The organism is Salegentibacter holothuriorum (assembly GCF_900168045.1).
Classification (GTDB): domain Bacteria; phylum Bacteroidota; class Bacteroidia; order Flavobacteriales; family Flavobacteriaceae; genus Salegentibacter; species Salegentibacter holothuriorum.
Map to the genome: position 1 here is coordinate 754,838 of NZ_FUYY01000001.1, position 24,911 is coordinate 779,748.

Sequence of the window (24,911 nt, forward strand, 5' to 3'; positions counted from 1 at the left end):
TTTATCATGTATTTACGCTTTATTTTATTACGATTGCTGAATTAATATTTTTTCTCATAATTTTCTATTTACTCAAGATTAGTCCCCAAAAAAAAAAAAAAACCATCCGGGAAGGATGGTTTTTGCTTTTATAATGCACATCAATACCGGATCAGGTTTTCACTTGGAAAATGATCTCGACAATAATTGACGTATTAATATTATTATTTATTCTCTGCATGATTCAAAAGTAATCTTTTTTTAAACTAAACCAAATTTTTACTTTTTCTTTTTTAAAGAATATAAATCCTTTCGGCGGTCTTTCATATTTCTTACACTCCCAAAAGCATGTAGCTCTTTTAATAAATCCAGATCTACATCAACCAATAATGTGCTTTCTGTATTAGGCGTAGCTTCGGCCTTAATTCCGTTTACAGGAAATGCGAAATCTGATGGTGTTAACACCGCGCTTTGGGCATATTGGATATCCATATTATTTACTTTGGGTAAATTCCCTACAGATCCTGCAATGGCAACATAACATTCGTTCTCTACCGCTCTGGCCTGGGCGCATATTTTCACACGTGAATAACCATTTTGTGTATCGGTCATAAACGGTACAAATAAAATATTCATGCCTTCTTCAGCTAAAATTCTTCCTACTTCCGGAAATTCAATATCATAACAAATTAACACGCCAATTTTTCCACAGTCTGTATCAAAGGTTTGGAGTTTACTACCGCCCTTCATTCCCCAGGCCGATTCTTCAGCCGGAGTAATATGTAATTTTTCGTAACGTTCGTAACTTCCATCTCTTCGGCATAAAAAGCCTACATTATACATATGCTCGCCAATAACCATAGGCATGCTACCGGTAATAATATTTATATTATAATTTACCGCAAATTCCTGAAAAGTTTCCAACAAACGTTCGGTATAAGTTGAAAGACCACGAATAGCTTCAGGCTCTGTTAATTCGTTGAATTCGGCCATAAGTGGCGCGTTGAACAATTCAGGAAAAAGTATAAAATCACTCTGGTAATCACTTACCGCATCTACAAAGAACTCAATTTGTGAAACCAGCGCATCATAATCCTTAAAAAGTCGCATTTGCCATTGTACCAAACCAAGCCGAACCACGGTTTTGGGTGTATCTATCAATTTGGTGGTTTTGGTGTAGTAAATATTATTCCACTCCATTAACACCGCATATTCCTTACTTTCTGCATCGCCCGGCAAATAGCCTTTTATCACTTTCTTTACGTGAAAATCGTTGGAAAGTTGAAAAGACAACACAGGATCGTGGATTTCCTGTAATTTTACTTTTTCAATATATTTCTTAGGAGTAAGCTCTTCTGAATAAGCCCCATAGTTTGGTATTCTACCACCAAAGGCTATAGACTTTAGGTTAAGCTGCTCACAAAGTTCTTTTCGGGCTTCATATAAACGTCTTCCCAGGCGCATTCCGCGGTAATCGGGATGAATAAAAACATCTATCCCGTATAAAACATCGCCATTATTAGTATGGGTAGAAAAGTTTTCTCCACCAATTATTTCATCATAAGTATGATCTTCATCAAACTTTTTAGAATCGATAATGATGGAAAGCGCGCAACCTGCAATTTTATTATCTATAATTATACAAAACTGCCCTTCGGGAAATTTATTGACCAGATTTCTAATTTCATCTTTACTCCAGTATTCCTCTGGCATTTTCTGGTAGCTTTTTATCATAGAAACCTTAAGTTCCTGATAATCTTTAAGCTTTAAATTTCGAAGTTCTATTTTGGGAGTTTCGTTCACGACATTATTTATTTCCGCGAAGATACTGTAGAAAATGTTGGTTTGAAAGTCCCTAATATTCAAAGAGAAATTTAATGAAATCTAACTGCAGCTAAAATAGCTCTTATTTTGTTAACTTTTAGTCACGCAAATGTTTTATTAGACCTGCCCTTCATTTCTTTTGCTCGTCCAAAAGAAACGAAGCAAAGAAAAAGACGCCTTTTCCAAGGATTTTTTTGGCAAAAGGCCAAAAACCGTGACCAAAATCCCGTGAATAACCGATTGAAAAAATCGCTCATCCTGAATCTCGGGGTTTTGTCCACATATTCTGCGAAAAAGGATAAAAAAATAATTGAATTTATAAGCCGATTTTTCTATTCGTCCCCTGAATTTATTTCAGAGCCTGCTCCTAAATTTATTCGGAGGTCTAAGTAGAGCGTTACTAGTTTTAATGTTAGATTCCCGAAGGAAATTCGGGATAAAGTCTGAAACGATCCCTAAGCGTCGGGACAGCATGACGTTCTATGATAAGGTCAGAATTATTAGAAACAGATTCAAATAATCTTAGTTCTGTTTAAAATTTTCAAAACTCCCCCTTTGGGGGCTGGGGGGCTAGGAGGCTTTTTACAACAACAAAATCCTGTGTTTAATTGCATAAAGCACCAAACCGGTTCGACTTCTTACGTTTAGTTTCTGAAACAAACTTTCTCGATACCCGTCAATAGTTTTTGGACTAAGGTTCATTTCGTTGGCCACTTCTTTATAGGTCATTTCGGAACAGGCCAGTTCAAGAAATTCCAGCTCACGTTTTGTAAGATTAGTGAGTTTATTCTCTTTATCCTTATTTTTAATGGCTTCAGAAACCGCATCGCTATAGAAAAAGCCTTCCTTTACCACTTCATCAAGAGCAAACTTAAACTCATCTGGATCTATATCTTTTAATAGATAACCGCGACAACCTAATTTCACCATAAAAGTCACGGTTTCCTCATCGTCTTCCATAGTAAGCGCCAAAACTTTTTGGTCAGGATAATTTTCTTTGAGCCAGGTCATCGTTTCAGGGCCATCCATGATAGGCATCCTGATATCCAATAACACCAAGTCGGGTTTAGGCTGGTTGGCTTTAAAATGCGTCACCAGTTCCTGCCCGTTTTTATGAATGCTATTAACCTCGTAATTCTCAAAAGAATTCACCAGGTTTTTTAAAGATTGTGAAAATAAAGTGTGATCGTCTACAATTGCTACGGTATTACTCATCTTGTTGCCCCATTAAAGAATAACGTAAATATAAGGAAGTTCCCGCGCCTATAGAAGTTTCCAGCTTAAACTTTGCCTGTATCAGCGCTGCCCTGCTTTCCATATTGAACAATCCTGAATTCTTCTTTACCGCTTCCATATCAAACCCCTGCCCGTTATCTTTTGCAGTAATAATAATTTCTTCGGAAGTAAAAGCAATACGAACATCTAATGCTGAAGCCTTTGCATGTTTTATCACATTAGAAAAGAATTCCTGAAGTATCCTGAATAAAATTATACTGTGCTGCTGCGGAATTTCCTGTTTTTCTCCGGTTACTTTCAATTCAGTTTTAATAACGCCCATACGCTGAAACCTTGCCAGTTCATTTTCTACAGAAATCACCAAACCGGCATAACCAATCACCTGGTTGTTTAAGGACTTTGAGAGCGAACGCACTTCCTGAAGTGAATTCGCCACGGTTTCTTTAATTTCTAAAACTGAAGTTTTATCGGTTTCTGAAATATTTTTAGAGAAAATATTAAGCTGCATGTTAGCGACCGAAAGTAACTGACCAATATTATCGTGCAATTCCCAGCCTACATTTTTTAAAGTTTGTTCCTGCATTTCTAAACGCGATTGGGAAATCTCCCGCTCAAACCGCTGTTTAGCCTCAAATTGCTCTTGCAGCATCTTGTTTTTTCGTCGTTGGTACACCACAAAAAAAACAATCACAAAAGCCGTTAGCAGTAGAATAACTACCACAAAATAGATAATGAGTAAAATTTCGTCTTTAGAAAGCATTTGTTATATTCTTAGAAGTTCGTTTTCTTCTGTTCGCGAGCCATAAAAAGGCAATACTGTAGGAGCTGTACATAAATATATTCATACCTATTAGCACCCAGGAACTCAATTCAACAAACTCAGGACTTTTAGAAGTAAAATATTTAAAGTAAATAAAAATAGGTGCAGTAGTTAAAAAAAACAGAAGAGCAGGAAAGGAGATATAAAAACTGATTTCCCTTTTAATATTTAGAATTTTAGAACTCAATAAAATTTCAAAATAATAATAGAATATTACTCCTAATAGAAAAAAACTTCCCAATAGATAAGTAACCACTGAATGACTCTTAAGCAAAACATCTGAAAATATTAAATTAGTAATACAAATTATCACATATAACAATAAAGCTTTATCAATAAATTTTCTTGTTTTATTATTTGAAATATTCCATTTAAAATAATGTATATAGACAACAAAACTGATAATCTGGTAAGGATTATACAACCAAAAGTTTTTATACCAAAAGGTTTGTTTTAGAAAATGTAATTCTTCATTCCAATAAATTGCAGCTGGAAATAACCCAATACTTTCAACGAAAAAGGTAAATAATAAAAAATATGAAAAAAACCCAACTGTTTGAATCGTTGGGTTCTTTTTATAATAATACAAACCGCATATTGCTGCAAGCCCTTCAAGTAAAATTACGAGAAATCTAAGATCTTGCATTAATAATTAGTTGGAGGCCAGCCGGTTCCAATTGTATTGTACGGCTCAATTTCATAATTATTAGGATCAGAATCTTCATTATCACTTTCCGTTTCACCCTTAGCTTCCTTGGTAGGTGAGAGAAACATGGTGGTATAACTTTTTTTCTCCTTAGTTTTAGGATAAGCCCCTAAATAAAACCGAATCCCTGGTTTTTCCACACCCTGTTCTTTAGATTTCTCCTTAACATAATCCAGGTATTCCTGTAATTCGTCCACACTATACCAGAATTCGCGGGTATCTTCATAACCCTCGGCTTCCCTAATATCTTCTCCACGGGTCTTCACCCATTCGTCCTGTTCCTTACGCGCTGCGTCGACGCTAATGCATTTTTTTGGTTTTTTCATCGAAATTGGTTGGTTAAATAAGCTTAATTTTTTGTTAAGGTAAATTTAGGGGAAATTTTTATTATGGCAAATCTTTGGTTGTCAGTTGTTTTTTCGGTTTTGGGTTGTCAGTTTTTGGTGGTTAAGGGGTTTGCTTTTGGCAGTCTGTAGTCTAGTGTTTAGTGTTCGAAGTTTAAGGTTTGTTTTTTCGCCACGAATACACGAATATTTTCTTTTTCGTCATTGAGGAGGCGATAGCCGACGTGGCAATCTGTTCTGGATGAGTTCTCGGTTGTTGGTTCTCAGTTGTGAGTTTTCGGTTGTCGATTAATCCAGTTAAAGGTTTGGTATTAATTGTCTGGTATTTATTGTTTGAGGTATGTTGTTTTTCGCCACGAATACACTAAAATTTTTGTTTCGTCATTGCGAGGAAGCGGTAGCTGACGTGGCAATCTGTTCTCGATGAATTTTCGGTTTTCAGTTCTCGGTTTTCTGTTGCTGTATGTTTCGGGTTTGCGTTTGGCATTAGTCAGTTTATAGTTCGAGGTTTATTGTTTGTTGTTGAAGATTTACAGAATTTAAATCTACTCTCTTGTTTCTTGCTTTCTTCCCCTCATCACTATTCACTAATCACTTTTCAACTTTTAAACTTAAAGCACTTCTCGATACTTTCCGACTCCCGTCGGATCACTCGAAGTGACGGGGAACTCCAAACAAAAGATCGCCACACTCGTTCCTCATTCGCGATGACGGAAAGAAAAAGCACCGTCATTGGAGGAAGCGTTAGCTGACGTGGCAATCTGTTCTAAATGAGTTCTCGGTTGTGGGTTATGAGTTTTCGGTTACTGTATGTTTCGGGTTTGCGTTTGGCATTAGTCAGTTTATAGTTCGGGGTTTATTGTTTATTGTTGAAGATTTACAGAATTTAAATCTACTCTCTTGTTTCTTGCTTTTTCTTCCCCTCATCACTATTCACTAATCACTTTTCAATTTTTAAACATAAAGCACTTCTCGATACTTTCCGACTCCCGTCGGATCACTCGAAGTGACGGGGAACTCCAAACAAAAGATCGCCACACTCGTTCCTCATTCGCGATGACGGAAAGAGAAAGCAGCGTCATTGCGAGGAAGCGTTAGCTGACGTGGCAATCTGTTCTTGGTGAGTTGTCTATTTGGTGTTCAAGGCTTAATTCAACCTAGATGCTGAAATCAGCATGACGTTTTTGAAGAAAGGGGATTTTTCCCCTTGTGACGAGCGTACTTATCTTCTACATTTGACATAGTCATTTTAGTTAGCTAAAGTGTTTTGGGGCAAAAAAGTGTCGTCAACGGTGAGTAGTCTGATTGGTAGGGTAATCAGGTTTCTCGTAAACCAAGACGGCACTTTTTTATTAGTGAGCATTGATATTCATAAGGCCTTTGGCCGTAATGAATATCTTAGAGCGAAATAATCCCGATTTCACATCGGGATCTAAACCATCTGAATCAAATCTCATTTTGCATCAATCTCAAAACATACATAAAATTTCATTCATAGATATTTCATCTTAATTTATCGAAATCAATTCGAGAAAAAGAGGGGGTTTTTCCCCTTGCAATGAACATACTCATCTTCTACTTTTGACACGGTCATTTTAGAGAGCTAAAATGTTTTAGAGCAAAGAAGTGTCGTTAACGGTGAGGAGTCTGATTGGTAGGGTAATCAGGTTTTTCGTAATCAAGACGGCACTTTTTTATTAGTGAGCCTTGATATTCATAAGGCCTTTGGCCGAACTGAATATCTTAGAGCGAACTAATCCCGATTTCACATCGGGATCTTCTACACCTAAATGTTGTGCCACCCGTCATTCTGAACTTGTTTCAGAATCTAACAACTTAGAACCTGAAATAAGTTCAGGATGCAACTATTCCGAAAACTGCGATAGCGGGATGTGACAATCTTTTGTGATTTAATTTTCGGTTTGAAACAACTTAGATGCTGAAATAAATCAGCATGACGTAAGTATAAATAAAAAATTAACGCTAATTTTTCAGGAAAATGCTGCTCCCCCTTTGGGGTGCTTGGGTTTTATATATTAGATTCTGAAACAAGTTCAGAATGACGTAAAAAGATTAATATTTAAACGAAAACCTAATTTTATCTCCGGCTTTCTTCTGTGCCATCATATTAATCCCTTTTTCACTTAATTGCAAAACCCTTGGATAACCACCTGTGGTTTGACAATCGCGCATAAGTACGATCAATTTTCCGCCGGGAGTAAGTTGAACGGTTCCGGGAAGCACCGGGCCGGTAATAATGGGATCTAGTTTGTTCTCTAAGATCTCACCAAGCTGGATCGCCATTCTATTATTATTCTTATCAATACTGAACTTACTTTGTCTCAAATGACTTTTTAAAGTTTCAGGCAGTTTTTGAAATTCAGGACCGGCAAAAACTTCTATTTCTTCAGAATTCAAATATTCATCATTAAATTTTATCGTGGCATGAGTTTCGTATTTCTCTTCTTCAGAAGCTTCGTATTGCAAATTCATTCCTTTTTCGAGCTTTTCGTGGCTGGTAATATCATCGTACCAACTTCGACTTCCCAGAACCTTTTCGGTTTTAAATCCGTCGAGGATTGCTAAATAGGAACGCATACCGTATTTGGGTCTTCCAAAAGATAAAATATCGCCTTCGTGAATTTTTACCACTTCATTATTGTCTATTTCAGTATCGTTTAATTTTGGGGAAAGATTTGCGCCGCTAATGGCAATTTTTGTCGCTGCTGAAAATTTAAGTTTTGGTCCCATTTGGGTAATTTCCATCACTGCGGCATCTGCCTGATTTTGCAAAATGAGGTTAGCCGTTTTTAAAGCAATCCTATCCATCACTCCACTTAAAGGAACTCCGTATTTTTGAAATCCGCGTCGACCAAAATCCTGGATCGTGGAATATAATCCCGGATGTAAAATTTCAACTTCAGCCTTCATAATTCTCTTTTTTTAGTTGAAAAATTCCTTCGGAAATTCGCTCCGAAATCTCTTCAAATTCTTCTTTAGAAACCGAATAAAATTTCACTTTATCACCCGCCGTAATCTCACAAGGCGGATCGTTGTTTTTATCAAAAAATTGAACCGGACAATTGCCTAAAATCTGCCATCCGCCGGGACTGGATTTTGGGTAAATTCCGGTCTGGTTTTCGCCTATCCCAATAGCCCCTTTTTCGATCTTCATTCGGGGTTGATCTTTACGTGAAATTTGCAGCTTTTTATCGAGCCCTCCCAGGTATAAAAATCCGGGTAAGAAACCGGTAAAAAAAACAGTGTAAAAAGGTTTTGTATGAAGCTCAACAACCTCCTTTTTTGAGAGGTTCTTTTCTTTGGAAATGTATTCCAGATCCCAACCGAATTCGTCCTCATAGCAAACCGGTAAATGGAAAATTTGCTGGTTATTTATTTTTCCTATCTTAGCCTCACCAAACAGCTCTTTAATCGCTGAAACCTCATTATAGACGTTTTCTATACTAAACATATAACTAATTAATAACGAGTTATATGTATTGATTACCTCAACATTTACTTCATCATAAAATTCTTCCAGCTTGTCTTTGTAGAAAAGTAATTTCTCCAGTAGTTTCTCACTGATTTCGGGCTCAAATTCTATTAGAATTCCCCGTTCTCCCATCGGTGTTATTTTAGGAAAATCATTCATCTTTCATTCTTAATTTTAATATTATGCTCGGTAAATTTCTTCTGTAAAAAGTTTATAATTTCAACAGAATTTGGTGTGTCACTATGCAGACAAAAAGTAGTAGCATTGCAACTAATTTTAGCCCCGTTTTCACAGGTGATTTTACCTTCAGAAAACATAGAAAAAAGATGTTCAAAAACAGCTTCCTTTTCGCTTATTAAAGCATTAGGCTTTGAACGGGAAACCAGGCTATAATCCGGGTTATAATTTCGGTCTGCAAAGGCTTCAAAAACGATTGGAATTTTCCATTTCGCAAGTTTAGCAATCACAGAATTTAACGGACAAAAAAGCGCCAAATTTTGATCAAATTCCAGCAAAGAATCAATGATAATTTGAGCTGTTTTTTCCTCTTTTGCAGCTTCATTATAAAGTGCCCCATGAGGTTTTACATGGGTGAGTTTTACCCCTTCTGCTTCGGCCAATTGTTTTAAACTTAAAATTTGTGCAACTATAGAACGCTGCAATTCTTCCGCTGAAATATTTATAGGTTTTCTTCCAAAATTCTCCTTATCGGGATAAGAAGGATGCGCTCCTATTTCTACATTATTCTCCACGGCAAGTTTAATAGTTTGCTGCATGGTGTCCAGGTTTCCGGCGTGACCGCCACAAGCAATATTGCAGGCTGAGATATGCGGCATTAGATCTGCATCAAAGTCGCCGCCTTCACCTAAATCGCAGTTTATATGGATTTTTTTCATTTTTTTATTTTAAATTTTGCAATTCCTCGAAGCTATTAAAGCCTCTTAGTAAGATAGAATATTCGGAATTTATTAAAAGCTTTGTAAAACGCTTAGAATCGCTTTAATCCCTAAAAATACGGAAAGCGCAATAACAAGTATTCCCAGTACATTTTGAAGCTTAGAATTGCGGTGTTTCCCCAAAACCGAGGCTTTATTGACTACCCAAAATAAGAAAATAGCAATTACGGGCAATAGGATTCCATTGGCAATTTGAGCAAAGCGTATAATCTCAATAGGATTAATTTGTAGGGAAGAGAAGAAAACACCCAAAATAAGAACCACGGCCCAGACCGTTTTAAATTTCGCTGACTTCATTCCTCCTTTCCAACCAAAGCAGCCTTTTACTACGTAAGCGGCTGCTAAAGGAGCGGTAATAGAAGAAGTAATCCCTGCGGCTAAAAGTCCCAAAGACATAAACCAGGTAGCAAATTTCCCGAAAAGCGGCTCGAGGCTTACCGCCATATCAGCTGCGGAATTCACATTAGTTAAGCCTGAAGAAGCGGCACTAATTAGAATTGCCATAGAAACCGTACCACCAAGGATTATAGAAACTATGAGTTCTTTCCTGGCAATAGGTAAATAGGAAGCTTCTTTCCATTTTTCACTAACCAAAGAAGCGTGTAGAAACAAGTTGTAAGGAACAACCGTAGTACCTACAATAGCCATTACCGTAAGCAAACCGGCAGCATTACTTGTTGGAATAAGTCCTCTTAAAATTTCTAAAATATCCGGTTTTGTTAGAATAGCAGTAAGCACAAAACTTATACTCATTAGTAAAACCAGGCCAATAAAGATCTTTTCGAGGGTTTTATAGCTTCCGGTAAATAAGAGTATAAAAGCAATGGCGCCAATAAATAAGCTCCACAGATTAAGCGTAAAATCACCAAATTGCAGGTTTTGAACTCCAAAAATAGCTTCGGCTCCCAAAACCGCACCGGTAATATTACCCGCCTCATAAGCGGCATTCCCTATAACTATTGCTGAAAAAATAAGGATAATTGCCAAAACCCTGAAGATCGGTTTTTTGATCTCTTCCCGGATAACATCGCTTAAACCTTTTTGCGAAACCACACCTAAACGCGCAGCCATCTCCTGTAGAATTATACAGGAAAAAATTGAAAGTAATAACGCCCAAAGTAAGCTATAACCAAATTCAACCCCGGCAAGCGTGCAAACAGTGACCGTTCCCGGACCAATAAATGCCGCTGAAACTAAAATTCCCGGACCAAGGTTTTTAAGAAAATTTTGCACTATCTATCTTTAGATTCCTGCAAGGCATAAATAGCGAAAGTTCCCAACCAATGGCCACCTTCGTAACTATCTCCTACCAGATTAGGAAAAGAGTGAGCCACGTGCCTATCGGCAATTTCTTTCAAGTGCGAGAATTTTTCCGGATATTGGTTTATAAGTCCGTAGAAAACCCAGGCACGACTAAAGTTAAGCCCATCAAGGTGTACCAGTTTCCCATCAGTTCTATCTGAAACCTCCCCTACTTCCATTTCAAAATCTTCAGATTTCAACTGCGGGAGAAAGTCTTCAAGCCACATTTCAAAAGCATTTTTTGGTAAAACACGACGCATAATATTTACCTCTTCCAGGCAAGGAGAAAGAAAATCGAACCCGCTAGGTTCCCAGGTTAATGGACAATCATCATCCTTTAAGTAAAAATCTTTAGCACGTTTTGAAATGAGTTGTTTCAATTCGGTATTTTCCGCAGCAATCGCATAATCGTAAGCAAAACTAAGCCCAAAGGCTGTATTAGAATGCTCTCCTACTCTAATTGGATAATTTAATTTTGGTAAAAATTCTATATATTTTTTAACGATAAGATCGGTTAAAGGGGCTAAATTCTGACCAAGTTCTTCTGCCATTGGATCATTCCATGTTTCTATTTCTTCAGCCAATTTCAGCAGCCAGGCCCAACCGTATGTACGTTCAAAAGAATCGCTTTGTTCCCTTTTGAAGTAATCTATTTCTCCCTGAATATTTTCAGCAGAAAGAGATTCTTTTAATTTCGCCCTAATGGTTTCTGCTTTTTCCAGATCGGGAAATTGCTTAAGCAAACTCAACATGGACCAATGTGCGTGTACTGAAGAATGCCAATCAAAACATCCATAAAATGCAGGGTGAAGCTCTGAAGGTTCTCCAATGGCTTCTTTATTTTCCAGTGTTTGCCCTAGTTTATTTGGATATTGGGTATTAATACAGTTTAACGGAAGTTCAGCCAGGTTATTTGCTTCTTGAATAGTAAACTGAACCCGATCCTCTCCAAGCAATTCGCCACTTAAAATACTTTCCTCTTTTATGCTGTCGCTTTCAATTTCTGAAACTTCTTTTACTTCAGGATCGCCCTTACAGGCAAAAATCAAAATTAATATAAACAAGGATAAACTTTTTTTCATAATAATGTAGTCTTAGCAAATAAACACCTTCAGAATTTTTTGCGAGGTATCGAAAATTAAAAACCCCTAATTTAAATTTTCTATGCTTTTCTTTAGCAGGTAAATATAATTTTAAAAGTTGACATATTTAAACACAAAAAGCACTCGAAAACATCAAAATTAACCTAACCAGCCGTCACGATCCAGGCTTCTATATTGAATAGCCTCGCTAATATGATTTCCTCTTATATTCTCTGAGTTTTCTAAATCGGCGATAGTCCTGGAAACTTTGAGGATACGATCGTAAGCCCTGGCAGAAAGGTTTAAACGCTCCATTGCAGTTTTAAGCAAAGCCTTTGAAGCTTCCTCTAAGGCACAGAATTTCCTAATTTGGCGTACACTCATTTGAGCGTTGTAATGAACCGAATCAGATTCTTCGAAACGTTGGGTTTGAAGTTGACGTGCCTTAGTAACTCTTTTTCTAATATCCACGCTACTTTCGCCACGGCGTTCTTCGCTCAATTTCTCAAATGGTACAGGAGTAACCTCAATATGAATATCTATTCTATCTAAAAGTGGCCCACTAATTTTACTTAAATAGCGTTGCATTTCTGCCGGAGAAGAAGTTGCCGGTGCATCTGGATCGTTAAAATATCCGCTTGGACTTGGGTTCATACTAGCCACTAGCATAAAACTTGAAGGATAAGTCACCGTAAATTTGGCCCGGGAAATAGTTACTTCGCGATCTTCCAGAGGTTGCCTCATAACTTCCAAAACGCCACGCTTAAATTCGGGTAATTCATCTAAAAATAACACTCCATTATGCGAGAGTGAAATTTCACCAGGTTGCGGATATGCCCCACCGCCAACTAATGCAACATCTGAAATGGTATGATGAGGACTTCTAAAAGGTCTTTGAGACATTAAACCAACATGTTCTTTAACACGACCAACTACACTATGTATTTTTGTAGTTTCTAAAGCTTCGTGCAAAGTCATGGGTGGCAGAATACTAGGCAATCGTTTAGCCAGCATTGTTTTTCCTGCTCCGGGTGGTCCTATAAGAATAATATTATGACCGCCTGCTGCGGCAATTTCCATACATCGCTTTATAGACTCCTGTCCTTTTACTTCGGCAAAATCATGTTCTGGGTGATCCAGGCTTTTATAAAATTCTTCACGGGTATTTATTATAGTGCGCTCTAAGGCTTCATCTTTATCAAAAAAGTTAATGACTTCGGTAATATTTTCAACTCCGTATACCTCGAGCCCACTTACTATTGCAGCCTCCTTAGCGTTTTGCTTCGGAAGAATAAATCCTTTAAAACCTTCTTCTTTAGCTTTTATAGCAATAGGCAACGCACCTCTTATGGGCTGTAAGCTTCCGTCTAGCGAAAGCTCACCCATAATAAGATATTCTGATATATTTTCTGCTTTAATTTGGCCAGAAGCGGCCAGAATTCCAAGGCTTAAACTAAGATCATAAGCCGAACCTTCTTTTCTAAGGTCTGCCGGCGCCATATTGACAATAATCTTTTTGCCCGGGAACTTATAATTGTTATTTTGAAGAGCGGCAGCAATTCTAAAACTGCTTTCCCTCACCGCATTATCGGGCAGGCCCACAAGATGGTAACCTATGCCGGTTGCTACATTCACCTCTATAGTAATTGTAGTTGCCTCTACCCCAAACACGGCACTTCCATAAACTTTTATTAACATTTAAGCATATAATTTCTTAAATGTACTAAAATTTACGAAAAAACCTTACTATTTAGCGATAAGCACTTTTTCTCTATAGTACTCTATCAAACCATCAATTGGTCTACGAACAATATTACCTATTTCTATACCATAAGGCTGAGCAACAGCTCGTATAATGTCTTCGCTAAAATGAGCGATAGTACCTATAAAATGAACTGGAGTATTTTGAGCTTGCTTATGGCACATCACACGAGAATGCATAAAATCGGTAATTCCTTCGTGTACTAATTTGTAGAAATAGCCATTACGTTCGTTAGAGAAAATAAATTCTGCAAAAGAAGCGAGATAAGTATTTGGATTTTCTTTACGATAAAGATTCTTCTTAATCTCATCAGAATCCATATTGTATTTTTGGCCAAATTCTTCTGCTAGTTCAGGCGGCATTCTTTTATAGTAATAATCCCTAATAAGTCTTTTTCCAAAGTAATTCCCACTGGCTTCATCCATAAGAATATACCCCAGAGAATGAACTGACTGATGTATATCTTCACCATCAAAGAAACAACTGTTAGAACCTGTTCCTAGAATACAAACAATCCCAGGTTCTGTAGTAGCAGCATAAACGGCAGCCACCATATCTTCTAAAATTATTACTTCTTCTACATTGGTAAAGAAATTGGTAAAAATCCCTTCCAATAGTTTTTTAGGCGTTTCGGTACCACAACCAGCGCCATAAAAATGCACTCGTTCCACTTTGTCCTTTACCTCTCTTAAATCGGCATTTTCTTCAACACGCTGTTCCAGTACTACTTCTGGAAAAACTGCCGGATTTAAACCTTTTGTGCGGGTTCTGAGTAATTCTTCTCCCGTTGCACTAAGTAAAATCCAGTCACATTTTGTTGATCCACCGTCCGCTATTAATATCATCTGTATGAATATTGTTTAAATTAAAAAGCCTGAGGAAAGTGCTAAGAAGATTAAAAAAACCTAGGCATAACTTTCTTCAGGCTCTAAAATAAAATATTAAATTGAATTAACGTGTGCAGCTAATTCCAAAAGCTTAGCTGAATAACCATATTCATTATCATACCAAGCGATTAGTTTGAAAAAGTTATCATTAAGGGCAATTCCAGCTTCAGCATCAAAGTTACATGTATGTGCATCTGATACGTAATCCTGAGAAACCACTGCATCTTCAGTATAAGAAATCACTCCCTTATAAGAACCTTCAGAAGCTTTTTTGAATGCAGCCTTAACCTGATCGTAAGTTACAGACTTTTCGGTCTTAACTGTAAGGTCTACCACAGAAACATCAGCAGTTGGTACTCTAAAAGCCATCCCGGTAAGTTTCCCGTCTAACTTAGGAATTACTTTACCTACAGCTACCGCTGCCCCGGTTGAAGAAGGAATAATATTCATAAGCGCACTTCTTCCTCCTCTAAAATCTTTTGCTGATGGGCCATCTACTGTAAGCTGTGTAGCCGTAGTTGCATGAACCGTGGTCATTAAACCTTCAACAAGACCAAACTCATCATCTATCACTTTAGCAAGTGGAGCAAGACAGTTGGTTGTACAAGATGCATTGGAAACAATAGTATCTTCTGGTTTTACATCCTGGTGATTCACACCCATTACAAACATAGGTGCTGTTTTAGAAGGTGCAGAAATTACAACTTTTTTGGCTCCTGCTTTAAGATGTGCACTTGCGCTATCTTTTTCTTTGAAAATTCCGGTACAATCTACTACAACGTCTACTCCAACATCTCCCCATTTAAGGTCTTCCGGATTTCTTTCTGCTGTAATACGAATGTCTTTACCATTCACTACAAGATTTCCATCTTTAACAGAAACATCTCCTTTAAATTTACCGTGAACAGAGTCGTACTTCAGCATATATGCCAAATGATCAACATCTAATAAATCGTTTATTGCAACAACTTCTACGTCACTTTTTTCAGCCGCAATTCTAAACGCAATACGTCCAATTCGGCCAAAACCATTAATTCCAATTTTTGTACTCATAATTTAAATTTTAAAAATTTTACACAGAAGTGATGTTTGCCACCCTTCTTAATTCTTGATCAAATTCCCTGTCTTCTTTTAAAGCAGTTTCCAAAGGTACGTGCACCACTTTCTGGCGATCCACACCTACCATAATATTGGTTTTACCATCGGTTAATGCTTCAACCGCACCAACACCAAGTTTACTGGCTAGAACACGATCAAAACAACTTGGAGAACCCCCTCTTTGAATATGACCCAGCACAGAGACTCTAATATCATATTCTTTGTGGCTTTGCGAGATAAATTCAGCTAACTGAAATATATTCTTTCCGCTTTTTTCACCTTCAGCCACCACTATAATACTGGAGGTTTTTCCGGATTTTTTACTTTTTTCCAAAGAATCCATCATTCGTTGAATTCCCTGATCTTCTTCCGGAAGCAATACTTCTTCGGCACCGGCACCAATACCACTATTTAAAGCGATATCACCTGCATCCCGACCCATAACTTCAATTAAAAATAAACGGTTATGAGAACTTGCGGTATCCCGAATCTTATCTATGGCCTCTACTACCGTATTTAAAGCGGTATCGTAGCCTAAGGTATAATCTGTACCGTTAATATCGTTATCTATAGTTGCAGGAATCCCTACAATTGGAAAATTAAATTCTTTATTAAAATAGAGACCACCCGTAAAGGTTCCGTCACCTCCTATTACTACCAAAGCATCTACACCAGCATCGATAAGATTCTTGTGAGCTTTTGCTCTTCCTTCTTTGGTCTTAAACTCTTCAGATCTGGAGGACTTCAGGAAAGTTCCGCCCTTATTAATGATGTTCCTAACCGATCTTGCGGTAAGATCTTCAAAATCTTTATCTATAAGTCCCTGGTAGCCGCGGTAAACACCAACACACTCCATATTATAGTATGAACAAGATCTAACAACCGCCCTGATAGCGGCATTCATTCCGGGAGCATCTCCACCGGATGTTAGGACTGCGATTTTATTGATTTTCTTTGCCATTAGGTCAAAGCTATTTTAATTCTACCATATAACCTAATTTCTTAAAAAACTAAAACGTTTTCGGTTAATAACTAAAAAAAGCAGCCCTTTAAAGGGGGCTGCTTTTAGTATTTTAGTAAAAATTTTACTTATTTATCAAGATAAAATACTGCCAGGGTTTCAAATTCATATCCCTTTCTTTTGAAATTTTTAATACTTTGCCTGATAAATAATCTTCAAACGTTCCATTTAATTCAATGCTAAAACTGCTGCTTTTTTCACTCATATTCGCGATATAAATCAGCATTACACCATCTTTTTCTCTTTTAAAAGCTAAAACTTTTTCTTCTTCTGAAGTTTCAATACTCTCATAAGAAGCAGCTTCTTTTGCTCCGTGAAGAGCTTTATTCTCATTTTTTAATTTACCAAGTTTTTCCAATAATGGCCAAACTTCACCTTTTTCCTTCGGAATAGTATCTTTTTCAAAAAATAAAAGTCTTTTATCCATATCGTACTCCTGGCCACTGTATATTAGAGGCATACCCGGTAAAGTATAAGTAAGTGCTGTCATAGCCTCTGAAGCATCTCCCATTCTCTCCTTCACTGTACCGTTCCAGGAATTCTCATCATGGTTGGTAACAAAATTCATCAAATAGTCATCTTCTTGGTAAGTAGAATCAATCTTCTGCATATAAGCATCCCAATCTTTAGCAGTTTTCTTACCCTGAGCCATTTCATTCATTATATGGTGTCCTTCCCAATTGTAACCCATATCAAAAGCATTTTCAAAAAGATCTTTGTCTTCTGACTCTGCCAGCATGAAAATTGGCTTAATTTCCTTTAATTGAGGAACTATGCTTTCCCAGAATTCGGTTGGAACTTCACCGGCAACATCTGCTCTAAAACCGTCTATATTATATTCTTCAACCCAGAATTTCATTTCTTCACCCATAGCTTTATGAAGCTCTTTATTTTCAAAATTTAGATGAGCTACATCTGTCCATCCCCAGGATTCCCCTGTTGCAGGATTAATAGGATCTGTAACTTCACCTTTCTCATTTTTATGATAGTAATCAGGGTTTTCTTCTATCCATTTGTGATCCCAGCCAGTGTGGTTAGCCACCCAATCCAGAATTACATACATCCCGTTTTCGTGTGCAGTTTCAACCAGTTCCTCAAAATCTTCAAAATTTCCATATTCAGGGTTTACATCGGTGTAATCTGAAATTGCATAATAGCTGCCAAGATATTTTTCTCTCTCTTTCGGATCTTCAATATCTTCTACGGAAAGATCACCTGTAGCTTTCCTATTTTTCATCGAAATAGGATAAACAGGCATCAACCAAATCACTTTCACACCCAGTTCCTTTAATTGTGGAATATCTTTAGTAAAAGCATCAAAGGTTCCTTCCGGTGAATACTGGCGAATATTCGCCTCATAAATCACTGCCGACTCTAAAGCGTCGTTAGAAACCGGTGCGATTGCCTGCACTTTTCCCTGTTGTTCTGGCTGCTCTTGATTTTCGTTTTCCTTGCAAGAAAACACGGCTGTAAAAACCAGTAACATTATTAAAGTTTTTTTCATTTTATTTATTTAATATTTGATTTGTGTTCTGTTTTTTCTAACGTCATCCTGAATTTATTTCAGGATCTAACATGTTCGAATATAATATCATACTAGAAGCTGAAACAAGTTCAGCTTGACGTGCCCTATATTTTTCCGCCTGCAAAGTTTCTAAAACCTTGTAGGTTTTCCTTTTTTGTATACCTACGAGGTTTTGAAAACTTCGTAGGAAATTCACTACTTCATTTTAGTTGTAAAAAAGTAAACTCCTTCTTCAGATAATTCCAATGAATCTTCCCACTGAAATGTTTCTTCGGAAATCAGGTTTTTAAAGGTTTTTCCTTTTAAATTCAATTCGCTGAAGCGGTCTAATTCCATTTTTACAGCTTCTTCATTTTTATTCAGAATCAATACTACAACCTCATCTCCAGATTTTCTGGTAATTAAATAAGTACCATCTTCCGGAGCAAAATGTTTGGTTTCTCCTGAATGAATCGCCTCACTATTCTTACGATAATTCATCACTTCTTTTACGAAATTCTGCATATCAGTTTTTTCTTCTGAAAGTCCTTCGCCGGTAAAAGCATTCACTTCGCTATCATCCCAACCGCCTGGGAATTCAGTTCTAATTAAACCGTGATCGCCAGGATTTTCGGTGTCGTCCATTAATATTTCGGTACCGTAATACATTTGGAAAATTCTAGGTAAAATAGCCATATAAGCAACGGTCATTTTAGTTTTGGCAACGTCTTCTCCTAGCTGAGTGTAAATCCTGCTTTTATCGTGATTATCGGGAAAGATCATAATATTTTCAGGATCGGCATAAGCGAAATCGTTAGCCAAGCCCTCGTAAATTTCTACGAGCCCGGTGCCCCAGGTTTCTTCAGCTTTTAAGCCGGTTACAATTTTATTCTGCATCGCGAAATCCATCGTAGATTTCAGGTTAGAATCATAGCCGTTATCAACACCATCTTGCCAGTAGCGAATAAGCAACGGATTTAAACTCCATTCTTCACCTACAATATTAAAGTTTGGATATTCGGTCATAATCGCATCTGCCCAATCGCTCATAAAAGCTTTATCTGGATAAGGATAAGTGTCCTGCCGAATTCCGCCCAGTCCAAGAGTTTCTATCCACCAAATACTATTCTTAATAAGGTATTTGGCCATAAAAGGATTTTCCTGGTTTAGATCTGGCATAGTTTCTACGAACCAACCTTCAGTCATTCCTTTTTTATCGGTTTCTGAGGCGTATAAATCCTGGTTGGTGGTTCTGCGATGATTGGAATACACCAAATTTTCCCCATTTTCAAATTTCTCCTGGAAGTTGATCCAATCTTCAAAAGGTAAATCTTCCATCCACCAATGCTCCACACCGGCGTGGTTCGCAACCTGATCCATAACCAGTTTTATTCCACGATCGGCGGCTTTATCTGCCAGCTCACGGTATTCTTCCAGCGTTCCAAAACGCGGATCTACCTTATAAAAATCGGTCATCGCGTAACCGTGATAAGAACCAGATTTCATATTGTTAATCACCAAAGGCGAAGGCCAAATAGCGGTAAAACCCATTTCATCTATATAATCTAAATGATTGATGATCCCACGGATATCACCACCGTGGCGGCCATAATCATCTTCGCGGTTCTTGGTTTTTTCGTTTAGAAAATCAAAGCTATCATTAGATTTATCTCCGTTTGCAAATCGGTCTGGGGTGATTAGATAGATTGCATCGGTATTATCAAAACCAACATATTCTGAAGCAGGTTTTTCCCGACTTTTCAATATATATTCATAAACTTCTTCTGAACCATCTTCTAACTGAAATGTAATATCGAAAGTTCCGGCTTCTGCGTCACCAATCTCTAAATCAATGAACATGTAATTAGGGCTATCGGCTTTTTCTACATTTTCAATGCTAACTCCCGGATAATCGATATTCGGAGTGGCATTTCCAATATTTTCGCCGTAAACCATTAGCTGGAGTTCGGTTTCTTCAAAACCCGTCCACCAGTTTGGTGGTTCTACGCGTTCTATTTGCGCAAACCCGGAAAAACCCGCGAGAAGCATTAAAGTGATTAGTATTTTTTTCATGATTATTTATTTAAAAGTTTTGTATTCTCAATATCCGGTCATTGCGATCCCGATTTTTATCGGGAGAGGCAATATGTTGTTATTAGGGAAGAGATTACTTCACTCCGTTCGTAATGACGGTTTAAATTACTTTTTGAACAGATTTTATCTATTTATTATAAACCAAAAAGGTTTTGAAACCTTGTTGGTGTTTTTATATCATAACAACTTAGATCCTGGAACAAGTTCAGGATGACGTATTAAACCGCAAACTCCTGATTGGGTTGCAACTCAACTGATTTTCCGTTTACGTTGATTTCAATCGCAGTCTCGCCTTCCAAATAGAAAACCGATTTTTCAGCAGAAACTTTCACTTTTAAAATTTGATCTCTAAAATTCACTTTAAAAGAATAGGATTTCCAATCATCCGGAATTGTGGGATTAAATGAAAGTTGATCTTCTTTAACCCGCATTCCACCAAAACCTTCTACAATACTCATCCAGGTCCCTGCCATACTTGTAATATGGCAACCCTCCTCTACTTCTTTATTGTAATCGTCCAAATCCAACCTGGAAGTTCTTAAATAGAACTCATACGCTTGTTTAGTTCTACCTAACAACGATGCCTGAATGCTGTGTACGCAAGGTGAAAGCGATGATTCGTGAACGGTAATAGGCTCATAATAATCAAAATGTTTTTCGAGTTCTTTTTTGCTAAAATGATCTTCGAAAAAGTAGAAGCCTTGTAAAACATCGGCCTGCTTGATGTAACAAGAGCGTAGAATCCTGTCCCAGCTCCATTTCTGGTTAATGGGTCGCTGAGATTTCTCCAATTCAGCGATTGGAACGATCTCTTTATCTAAAAATCCGTCCTGCTGAAGGAAAACCTCATGCTTTTCAGAATATGGAAAATACATATTTTCAGCAACTTCTCTCCATTTTGCCATTTCGCCTTCATTGAGTTTGGTTTTGCCCATTACACGCTCGTAATCTTCGGTATAAGCCTCCTGAACCTTTTCAATGGTTTCCAGGCAATATTCAATACACCATTTCGCTAAATAGTTAGTGTACCAGTTATTATGCACGTTATTTTCGTACTCGTTTGGCCCGGTTACACCCAGCATTACGTATTTATTTTTCTGTTCGCTGAAATTCACTCTTTGCTGCCAAAATCTTGCTATAGCGATCATTACTTCAAGGCCTTTTTCCGGAATATAATCGAAATCACCCGTGTAGCGTACATAATTATAAATGGCGTAAACCATCGCTCCATTTCTATGAATTTCCTCAAAGGTAATTTCCCATTCGTTATGGCTTTCTTCGCCATTCATTGTTACCATTGGATAAAGCGCCGCACCATTGGTAAAACCAAGTTTTTCGGCATTTTCTATGGCTTTGTCTAAATGATTGTAACGATAAGTCAGTAGATTCCTGGCTACCTGCTGATCTTTGGTTGCCATATAAAAAGGAATACAATAAGCTTCGGTATCCCAATAAGTACTTCCGCCGTATTTCTCACCGGTAAAGCCTTTTGGACCAATATTTAAACGCTCGTCTTTTCCTAAATAAGTTTGATTTAGCTGAAAAATATTAAAGCGAATTCCCTGTTGGGCTTTTACATCACCTTCAATAGTGATATCTGCCATTTCCCAAATTTTTCCCCAGGCTTCTTTTTGTTCCTGAAGCAATTTGGAAAATCCAGCTTTAGTGGCGTAATCTAATACTTTACTAGCTGCATCAAGCAAATTTGAACGCTTATGATTCATATCGGTTACGTAGCCGGCATATTTTCTAAGACTTACTTTTTGTCCTTTTTCAACTTTAATTGAATAGGAAAAAGTAAGTTTATCTTCGGTTTTCGTTTCAGTGAAATCTACATCCTGTTTTTCCCCGTTCAGCAAAACTTCAGATTGCATATAGGTGTTCACGTGGAATTCGGTTTTCAGGGTTTTAGAGAGCACAAAACCTTTATTGGCTTCAGATTTCACTTCTAAAGTCTTCCAAAAACGTTCTTCCCAGTTGGCATCTGTATTCGTGATTCCGCCATCTAGATAAGGCTCAAAACGAACCTCAGCATCATTATTCAAAACTTCAATTTCAAAATCTATGGCGCCAAGTTCATCTTCTACAATAGAGAGGAAACGGGTAGCTTTTACCGAAATTTCAATGTCGTTTGGCAAAGTAGCTACGAAACTGCGACAGTGAAAACCTTCTTTCATATTAAGCTCACGCTTAAAACCTTCAACTTTTTTACAAGTAAAAAGGTCCAAAGCTTCATCGTTCACAAATACATTTATCCCAATCCAGTTGGGCGCATTCAATACTTTGGCAAAATATTCAGGGTAGCCGTTTTTCCACCAGCCTACTTTGGTTTTATCGGGATAATAAACCCCGCCAATGTAGCTCCCCTGGAAACTTGGGCCAGAGTATTTTTCTTCAAAATTGGCTCGCTGGCCTATAACGCCGTTACCTATACTGAAAAGACTTTCAGACGATTTTACGCGTTCTACATCAAATCCTTCTTCCAGAATGGACCACTCGTTTGGTTGTATATAATCTTGGTTCATTGCTTTATTTCTGTCTGGTTTCTAATTAAATTACAGCAGCCTCAAGGGTTTAAGCTGTAAATTCTAATATTTAAAAAAACTCACTTAGTGAGTAATTTCTCTATAAATTCTATATCTATTTCTGTGAAATCGGTAAACACATAATTGGCTTCACCCAATGTTTTTTGCCCTCCAATTCCAATGCTCATCATTTTTGCATTATTTGCTGCCTGCACTCCGGCAACCGAATCTTCAAAAACAATACTGTTTTCGGGTTTAATATTTAGTTTTTCTGCAGCGATAAGAAATACCTCAGGGTCGGGTTTTGCCTTACTAACATCGTTTCCATCTACAATGGCATCAAATTTTTCCAGTAAATTGATCTTTTTCAAAATGTTTCGTGCGTTTTTACTTGCTGAACCCAGTGCAAACGGAATATTATTTTTAATTAAATAATTGATCACTTTTTGAACGCCGGGCAAAATTTCGTCCTCATCCATCTTAGCGACATAAGAGAGATAATTTTCATTCTTAAGTGCCATTTGGCGCTTAAACTCTGTTTTGGAGAGCTCAAGTTCTCCCCATTCCAGTATTTTTTTAAGGGATTCTACCCTGCTAACGCCTTTAAGTTGCTCGTTTTGCTCTTCGGTAAAATCGAAACCCAAATCGTTAGCCAGTTTTCGCCATGCCAAAAAGTGAAATTTTGCGGTATCTACAATTACCCCGTCCAAATCGAATATTACTCCTTTATATGTCTCCATCATTTTTAATATCTCTCAATCTGTTTTACTTTAAGTATCATTGTTTGTAAGTAGCGTCTAAACCTTAATTAAGACTGTCAATTCGGGTAATTTTTATGCGAAGTGTTCGATATACTTTGGTTTTTATTTCGCTTAATCAAATTGAACTGACGTTTTAATTCTATGCCTTTACCGGTTCATCTACATCATCTATTCTAAAAGTTAGTATAGCAGCTATTAAAAAGGCAATTCCGCTGGTAACTAAGGCGTAGATTGGATTTCCATCGTAAAGGTATTTTACCATTAGCCCGCCAAGAAGTGCATTTACAATTTGTGGAATCACAATAAAAAAGTTGAAGATTCCCATATAAACCCCCATTTTTTTCGCTGGAATAGAACCGGCAAGAATAGCATAAGGCATCGCTAAAATGCTGGCCCAGCCAATTCCTATACCGACCATTGAAAGCAAAAGCCAATATTCGTTTGGCATTATATAAATGGAAAGCATCCCTAAGGCTCCAATAAATAAGGAAACGATATGTGTGCTTTTTCTTCCTATTTTCAAGGCAATTGCCGGAAGAAAAAATGCAAAAACTGCTGAAACTGCATTATAAACGCCAAAAAGCACACCAACCCAATCGCCGGCATCCTGGTAGATTTCACTGCTATTATCTGAAAGTGGTAATCCATAAATATGGTGGGCAATTGCGGGAGTTGAGAAAACCCACATTCCAAAAAGCCCAAACCAGGAAAAGAATTGTACCCAGCTAAGCTGCCTCATAGTATGTGGCATTTTAGCAAAATCTGAAAATATATCCAGCAAACTGGATTTTTCATTTTCATCGACCGGTTCTTCAACGTGGTCGTCCATTTTTTCCAATTCTTCAGGAGAATATTCTTTGGTTGTAATCACCGTCACCAAAATACTTCCAACCAGGATAGCTGCTCCAATGACGAAAGAAAGTAAAAGATTCAGCGGAACTTCTCCTATTACTGCTCTATTACTTATATCAAACCAATTGGCCAATACATAAGGTAACCAGGAACCAATTACGGCCCCAATTCCTATTAAAACGGTTTGTACACTAAAGCCAAGGGTTCTTTGATCTGAAGGTAATTTATCGGCCACCAGGGCACGAAAAGGTTCCATCGCTATATTAAAGGAAGCATCCATAATAAAGAGCATCCCGGCACCTACCCAAAGAGAAGGCAAAATAGCAATGAACCAATCGGCGTTAGGCATTAAAATCAAACCTATTGCCGCTAAAACTGCTCCGGTTAAAAAGAATGGTCGTCTACGGCCAAGACTGGTCCAGGTTCTGTCGCTATAGTAGCCAATAATGGGCTGAACGATTAAACCAGTAACTGGCGCAACTAACCAAAACCACGAAAGTTCGTGAATATCGGCACCAAAAATTTGTAAAATTCTACTTGCGTTGGCATTTTGGAGTGCAAACCCCATCTGAATTCCAAGGAAACCAAAACTCATGTTCCAGATCTCCCAGAAACTTAATCTGCGTTTTTGCATATCGTACAATTAAGAATTACGATAAGCGGAA

18 protein-coding genes are annotated in these 24,911 nt (G+C 37.5%); all 18 read right to left on the bottom strand.

Annotated features, from left to right (window positions below; translation table 11 throughout):
* Window positions 1-258 precede the first annotated feature (258 nt).
* Window positions 259-1,782 carry a bifunctional GNAT family N-acetyltransferase/carbon-nitrogen hydrolase family protein gene (locus tag B5X51_RS03365; RefSeq protein ID WP_217699527.1) on the bottom strand — a complete coding sequence of 508 codons (1,524 nt, stop codon included), beginning with the start codon at window positions 1,780-1,782 and terminating at the stop codon, window positions 259-261.
* A gap of 603 nt (window positions 1,783-2,385) precedes the next feature.
* Window positions 2,386-3,018, bottom strand: a complete 633-nt coding sequence (locus tag B5X51_RS03375; protein WP_079719458.1) for a response regulator — start codon at window positions 3,016-3,018, stop codon at window positions 2,386-2,388.
* The gene (locus B5X51_RS03380) at window positions 3,011-3,799 is read right to left on the bottom strand and encodes a sensor histidine kinase (protein WP_079719459.1); all 789 of its coding nucleotides are present in this window, start codon (window positions 3,797-3,799) and stop codon (window positions 3,011-3,013) included. Before B5X51_RS03380 ends, B5X51_RS03375 begins: the two co-directional genes overlap by 8 nt.
* Before the next feature lie 705 nt (window positions 3,800-4,504).
* Window positions 4,505-4,891, bottom strand: a complete 387-nt coding sequence (locus B5X51_RS03390; protein ID WP_079719461.1) for a hypothetical protein — start codon at window positions 4,889-4,891, stop codon at window positions 4,505-4,507.
* A 2,091-nt stretch (window positions 4,892-6,982) separates the two neighbouring features.
* Complete coding sequence (locus tag B5X51_RS03395) at window positions 6,983-7,840, bottom strand: 5-oxoprolinase subunit C family protein (RefSeq protein WP_079719462.1); 858 nt, start codon at window positions 7,838-7,840, stop codon at window positions 6,983-6,985.
* The gene (pxpB, locus tag B5X51_RS03400) at window positions 7,830-8,561 is read right to left on the bottom strand and encodes a 5-oxoprolinase subunit PxpB (protein ID WP_079719463.1); all 732 of its coding nucleotides are present in this window, start codon (window positions 8,559-8,561) and stop codon (window positions 7,830-7,832) included. The genes B5X51_RS03395 and pxpB overlap by 11 nt, the downstream gene beginning before the upstream one ends.
* Complete coding sequence (gene pxpA / locus B5X51_RS03405; protein WP_079719464.1) at window positions 8,558-9,298, bottom strand: 5-oxoprolinase subunit PxpA; 741 nt, start codon at window positions 9,296-9,298, stop codon at window positions 8,558-8,560. Before pxpA ends, pxpB begins: the two co-directional genes overlap by 4 nt.
* A gap of 72 nt (window positions 9,299-9,370) precedes the next feature.
* Complete coding sequence (locus B5X51_RS03410) at window positions 9,371-10,591, bottom strand: Nramp family divalent metal transporter (RefSeq protein ID WP_176132719.1); 1,221 nt, start codon at window positions 10,589-10,591, stop codon at window positions 9,371-9,373.
* Entirely contained in the window at window positions 10,591-11,742 is a 1,152-nt protein-coding gene (locus B5X51_RS03415; protein ID WP_079719466.1) for a DUF2891 domain-containing protein, read from the bottom strand. The genes B5X51_RS03410 and B5X51_RS03415 overlap by 1 nt, the downstream gene beginning before the upstream one ends.
* A 159-nt stretch (window positions 11,743-11,901) precedes the next feature.
* Entirely contained in the window at window positions 11,902-13,440 is a 1,539-nt protein-coding gene (locus tag B5X51_RS03420) for a YifB family Mg chelatase-like AAA ATPase (RefSeq protein WP_079719467.1), read from the bottom strand.
* A gap of 48 nt (window positions 13,441-13,488) precedes the next feature.
* Window positions 13,489-14,349: an N-acetylglucosamine kinase gene (locus B5X51_RS03425; protein ID WP_079719468.1), complete on the bottom strand. Its 861-nt coding sequence runs from the start codon at window positions 14,347-14,349 to the stop codon at window positions 13,489-13,491.
* 96 nt (window positions 14,350-14,445) lie between these two features.
* Window positions 14,446-15,444: a type I glyceraldehyde-3-phosphate dehydrogenase gene (gene gap / locus B5X51_RS03430; protein ID WP_079719469.1), complete on the bottom strand. Its 999-nt coding sequence runs from the start codon at window positions 15,442-15,444 to the stop codon at window positions 14,446-14,448.
* 19 nt (window positions 15,445-15,463) lie between these two features.
* A complete protein-coding gene (gene pfkA / locus B5X51_RS03435; protein WP_079719470.1) occupies window positions 15,464-16,450 on the bottom strand; it encodes a 6-phosphofructokinase in 987 nt (328 codons plus the stop codon).
* Between the two features lie 124 nt (window positions 16,451-16,574).
* The gene (locus B5X51_RS03440; RefSeq protein ID WP_079719471.1) at window positions 16,575-18,014 is read right to left on the bottom strand and encodes an alpha-amylase family glycosyl hydrolase; all 1,440 of its coding nucleotides are present in this window, start codon (window positions 18,012-18,014) and stop codon (window positions 16,575-16,577) included.
* A gap of 216 nt (window positions 18,015-18,230) precedes the next feature.
* Complete coding sequence (locus B5X51_RS03445; RefSeq protein ID WP_079719472.1) at window positions 18,231-20,087, bottom strand: glycoside hydrolase family 13 protein; 1,857 nt, start codon at window positions 20,085-20,087, stop codon at window positions 18,231-18,233.
* A 239-nt stretch (window positions 20,088-20,326) separates the two neighbouring features.
* A complete protein-coding gene (locus B5X51_RS03450) occupies window positions 20,327-22,633 on the bottom strand; it encodes a glycoside hydrolase family 65 protein (protein ID WP_079719473.1) in 2,307 nt (768 codons plus the stop codon).
* Between the two features lie 80 nt (window positions 22,634-22,713).
* The gene (pgmB, locus tag B5X51_RS03455; RefSeq protein ID WP_079719474.1) at window positions 22,714-23,373 is read right to left on the bottom strand and encodes a beta-phosphoglucomutase; all 660 of its coding nucleotides are present in this window, start codon (window positions 23,371-23,373) and stop codon (window positions 22,714-22,716) included.
* A 160-nt stretch (window positions 23,374-23,533) separates the two neighbouring features.
* Complete coding sequence (locus tag B5X51_RS03460) at window positions 23,534-24,880, bottom strand: MFS transporter (RefSeq protein ID WP_079719475.1); 1,347 nt, start codon at window positions 24,878-24,880, stop codon at window positions 23,534-23,536.
* Window positions 24,881-24,911 lie beyond the last annotated feature (31 nt).

Coding starts and splice junctions, on each gene's coding strand:
- B5X51_RS03375 (WP_079719458.1), bottom strand. CDS start 3,018: ATGAGTAATACCGTAGCAATTGTAGACGATCACACTTTATTTTCACAA.
- B5X51_RS03380 (WP_079719459.1), bottom strand. CDS start 3,799: ATGCTTTCTAAAGACGAAATTTTACTCATTATCTATTTTGTGGTAGTT.
- B5X51_RS03390 (WP_079719461.1), bottom strand. CDS start 4,891: ATGAAAAAACCAAAAAAATGCATTAGCGTCGACGCAGCGCGTAAGGAA.
- B5X51_RS03395 (WP_079719462.1), bottom strand. CDS start 7,840: ATGAAGGCTGAAGTTGAAATTTTACATCCGGGATTATATTCCACGATC.
- pxpB (WP_079719463.1), bottom strand. CDS start 8,561: ATGAATGATTTTCCTAAAATAACACCGATGGGAGAACGGGGAATTCTA.
- pxpA (WP_079719464.1), bottom strand. CDS start 9,298: ATGAAAAAAATCCATATAAACTGCGATTTAGGTGAAGGCGGCGACTTT.
- B5X51_RS03415 (WP_079719466.1), bottom strand. CDS start 11,742: ATGAAAAAAAGTTTATCCTTGTTTATATTAATTTTGATTTTTGCCTGT.
- B5X51_RS03420 (WP_079719467.1), bottom strand. CDS start 13,440: ATGTTAATAAAAGTTTATGGAAGTGCCGTGTTTGGGGTAGAGGCAACT.
- B5X51_RS03425 (WP_079719468.1), bottom strand. CDS start 14,349: ATGATATTAATAGCGGACGGTGGATCAACAAAATGTGACTGGATTTTA.
- gap (WP_079719469.1), bottom strand. CDS start 15,444: ATGAGTACAAAAATTGGAATTAATGGTTTTGGCCGAATTGGACGTATT.
- pfkA (WP_079719470.1), bottom strand. CDS start 16,450: ATGGCAAAGAAAATCAATAAAATCGCAGTCCTAACATCCGGTGGAGAT.
- B5X51_RS03440 (WP_079719471.1), bottom strand. CDS start 18,014: ATGAAAAAAACTTTAATAATGTTACTGGTTTTTACAGCCGTGTTTTCT.
- B5X51_RS03445 (WP_079719472.1), bottom strand. CDS start 20,087: ATGAAAAAAATACTAATCACTTTAATGCTTCTCGCGGGTTTTTCCGGG.
- B5X51_RS03450 (WP_079719473.1), bottom strand. CDS start 22,633: ATGAACCAAGATTATATACAACCAAACGAGTGGTCCATTCTGGAAGAA.
- pgmB (WP_079719474.1), bottom strand. CDS start 23,373: ATGGAGACATATAAAGGAGTAATATTCGATTTGGACGGGGTAATTGTA.
- B5X51_RS03460 (WP_079719475.1), bottom strand. CDS start 24,880: ATGCAAAAACGCAGATTAAGTTTCTGGGAGATCTGGAACATGAGTTTT.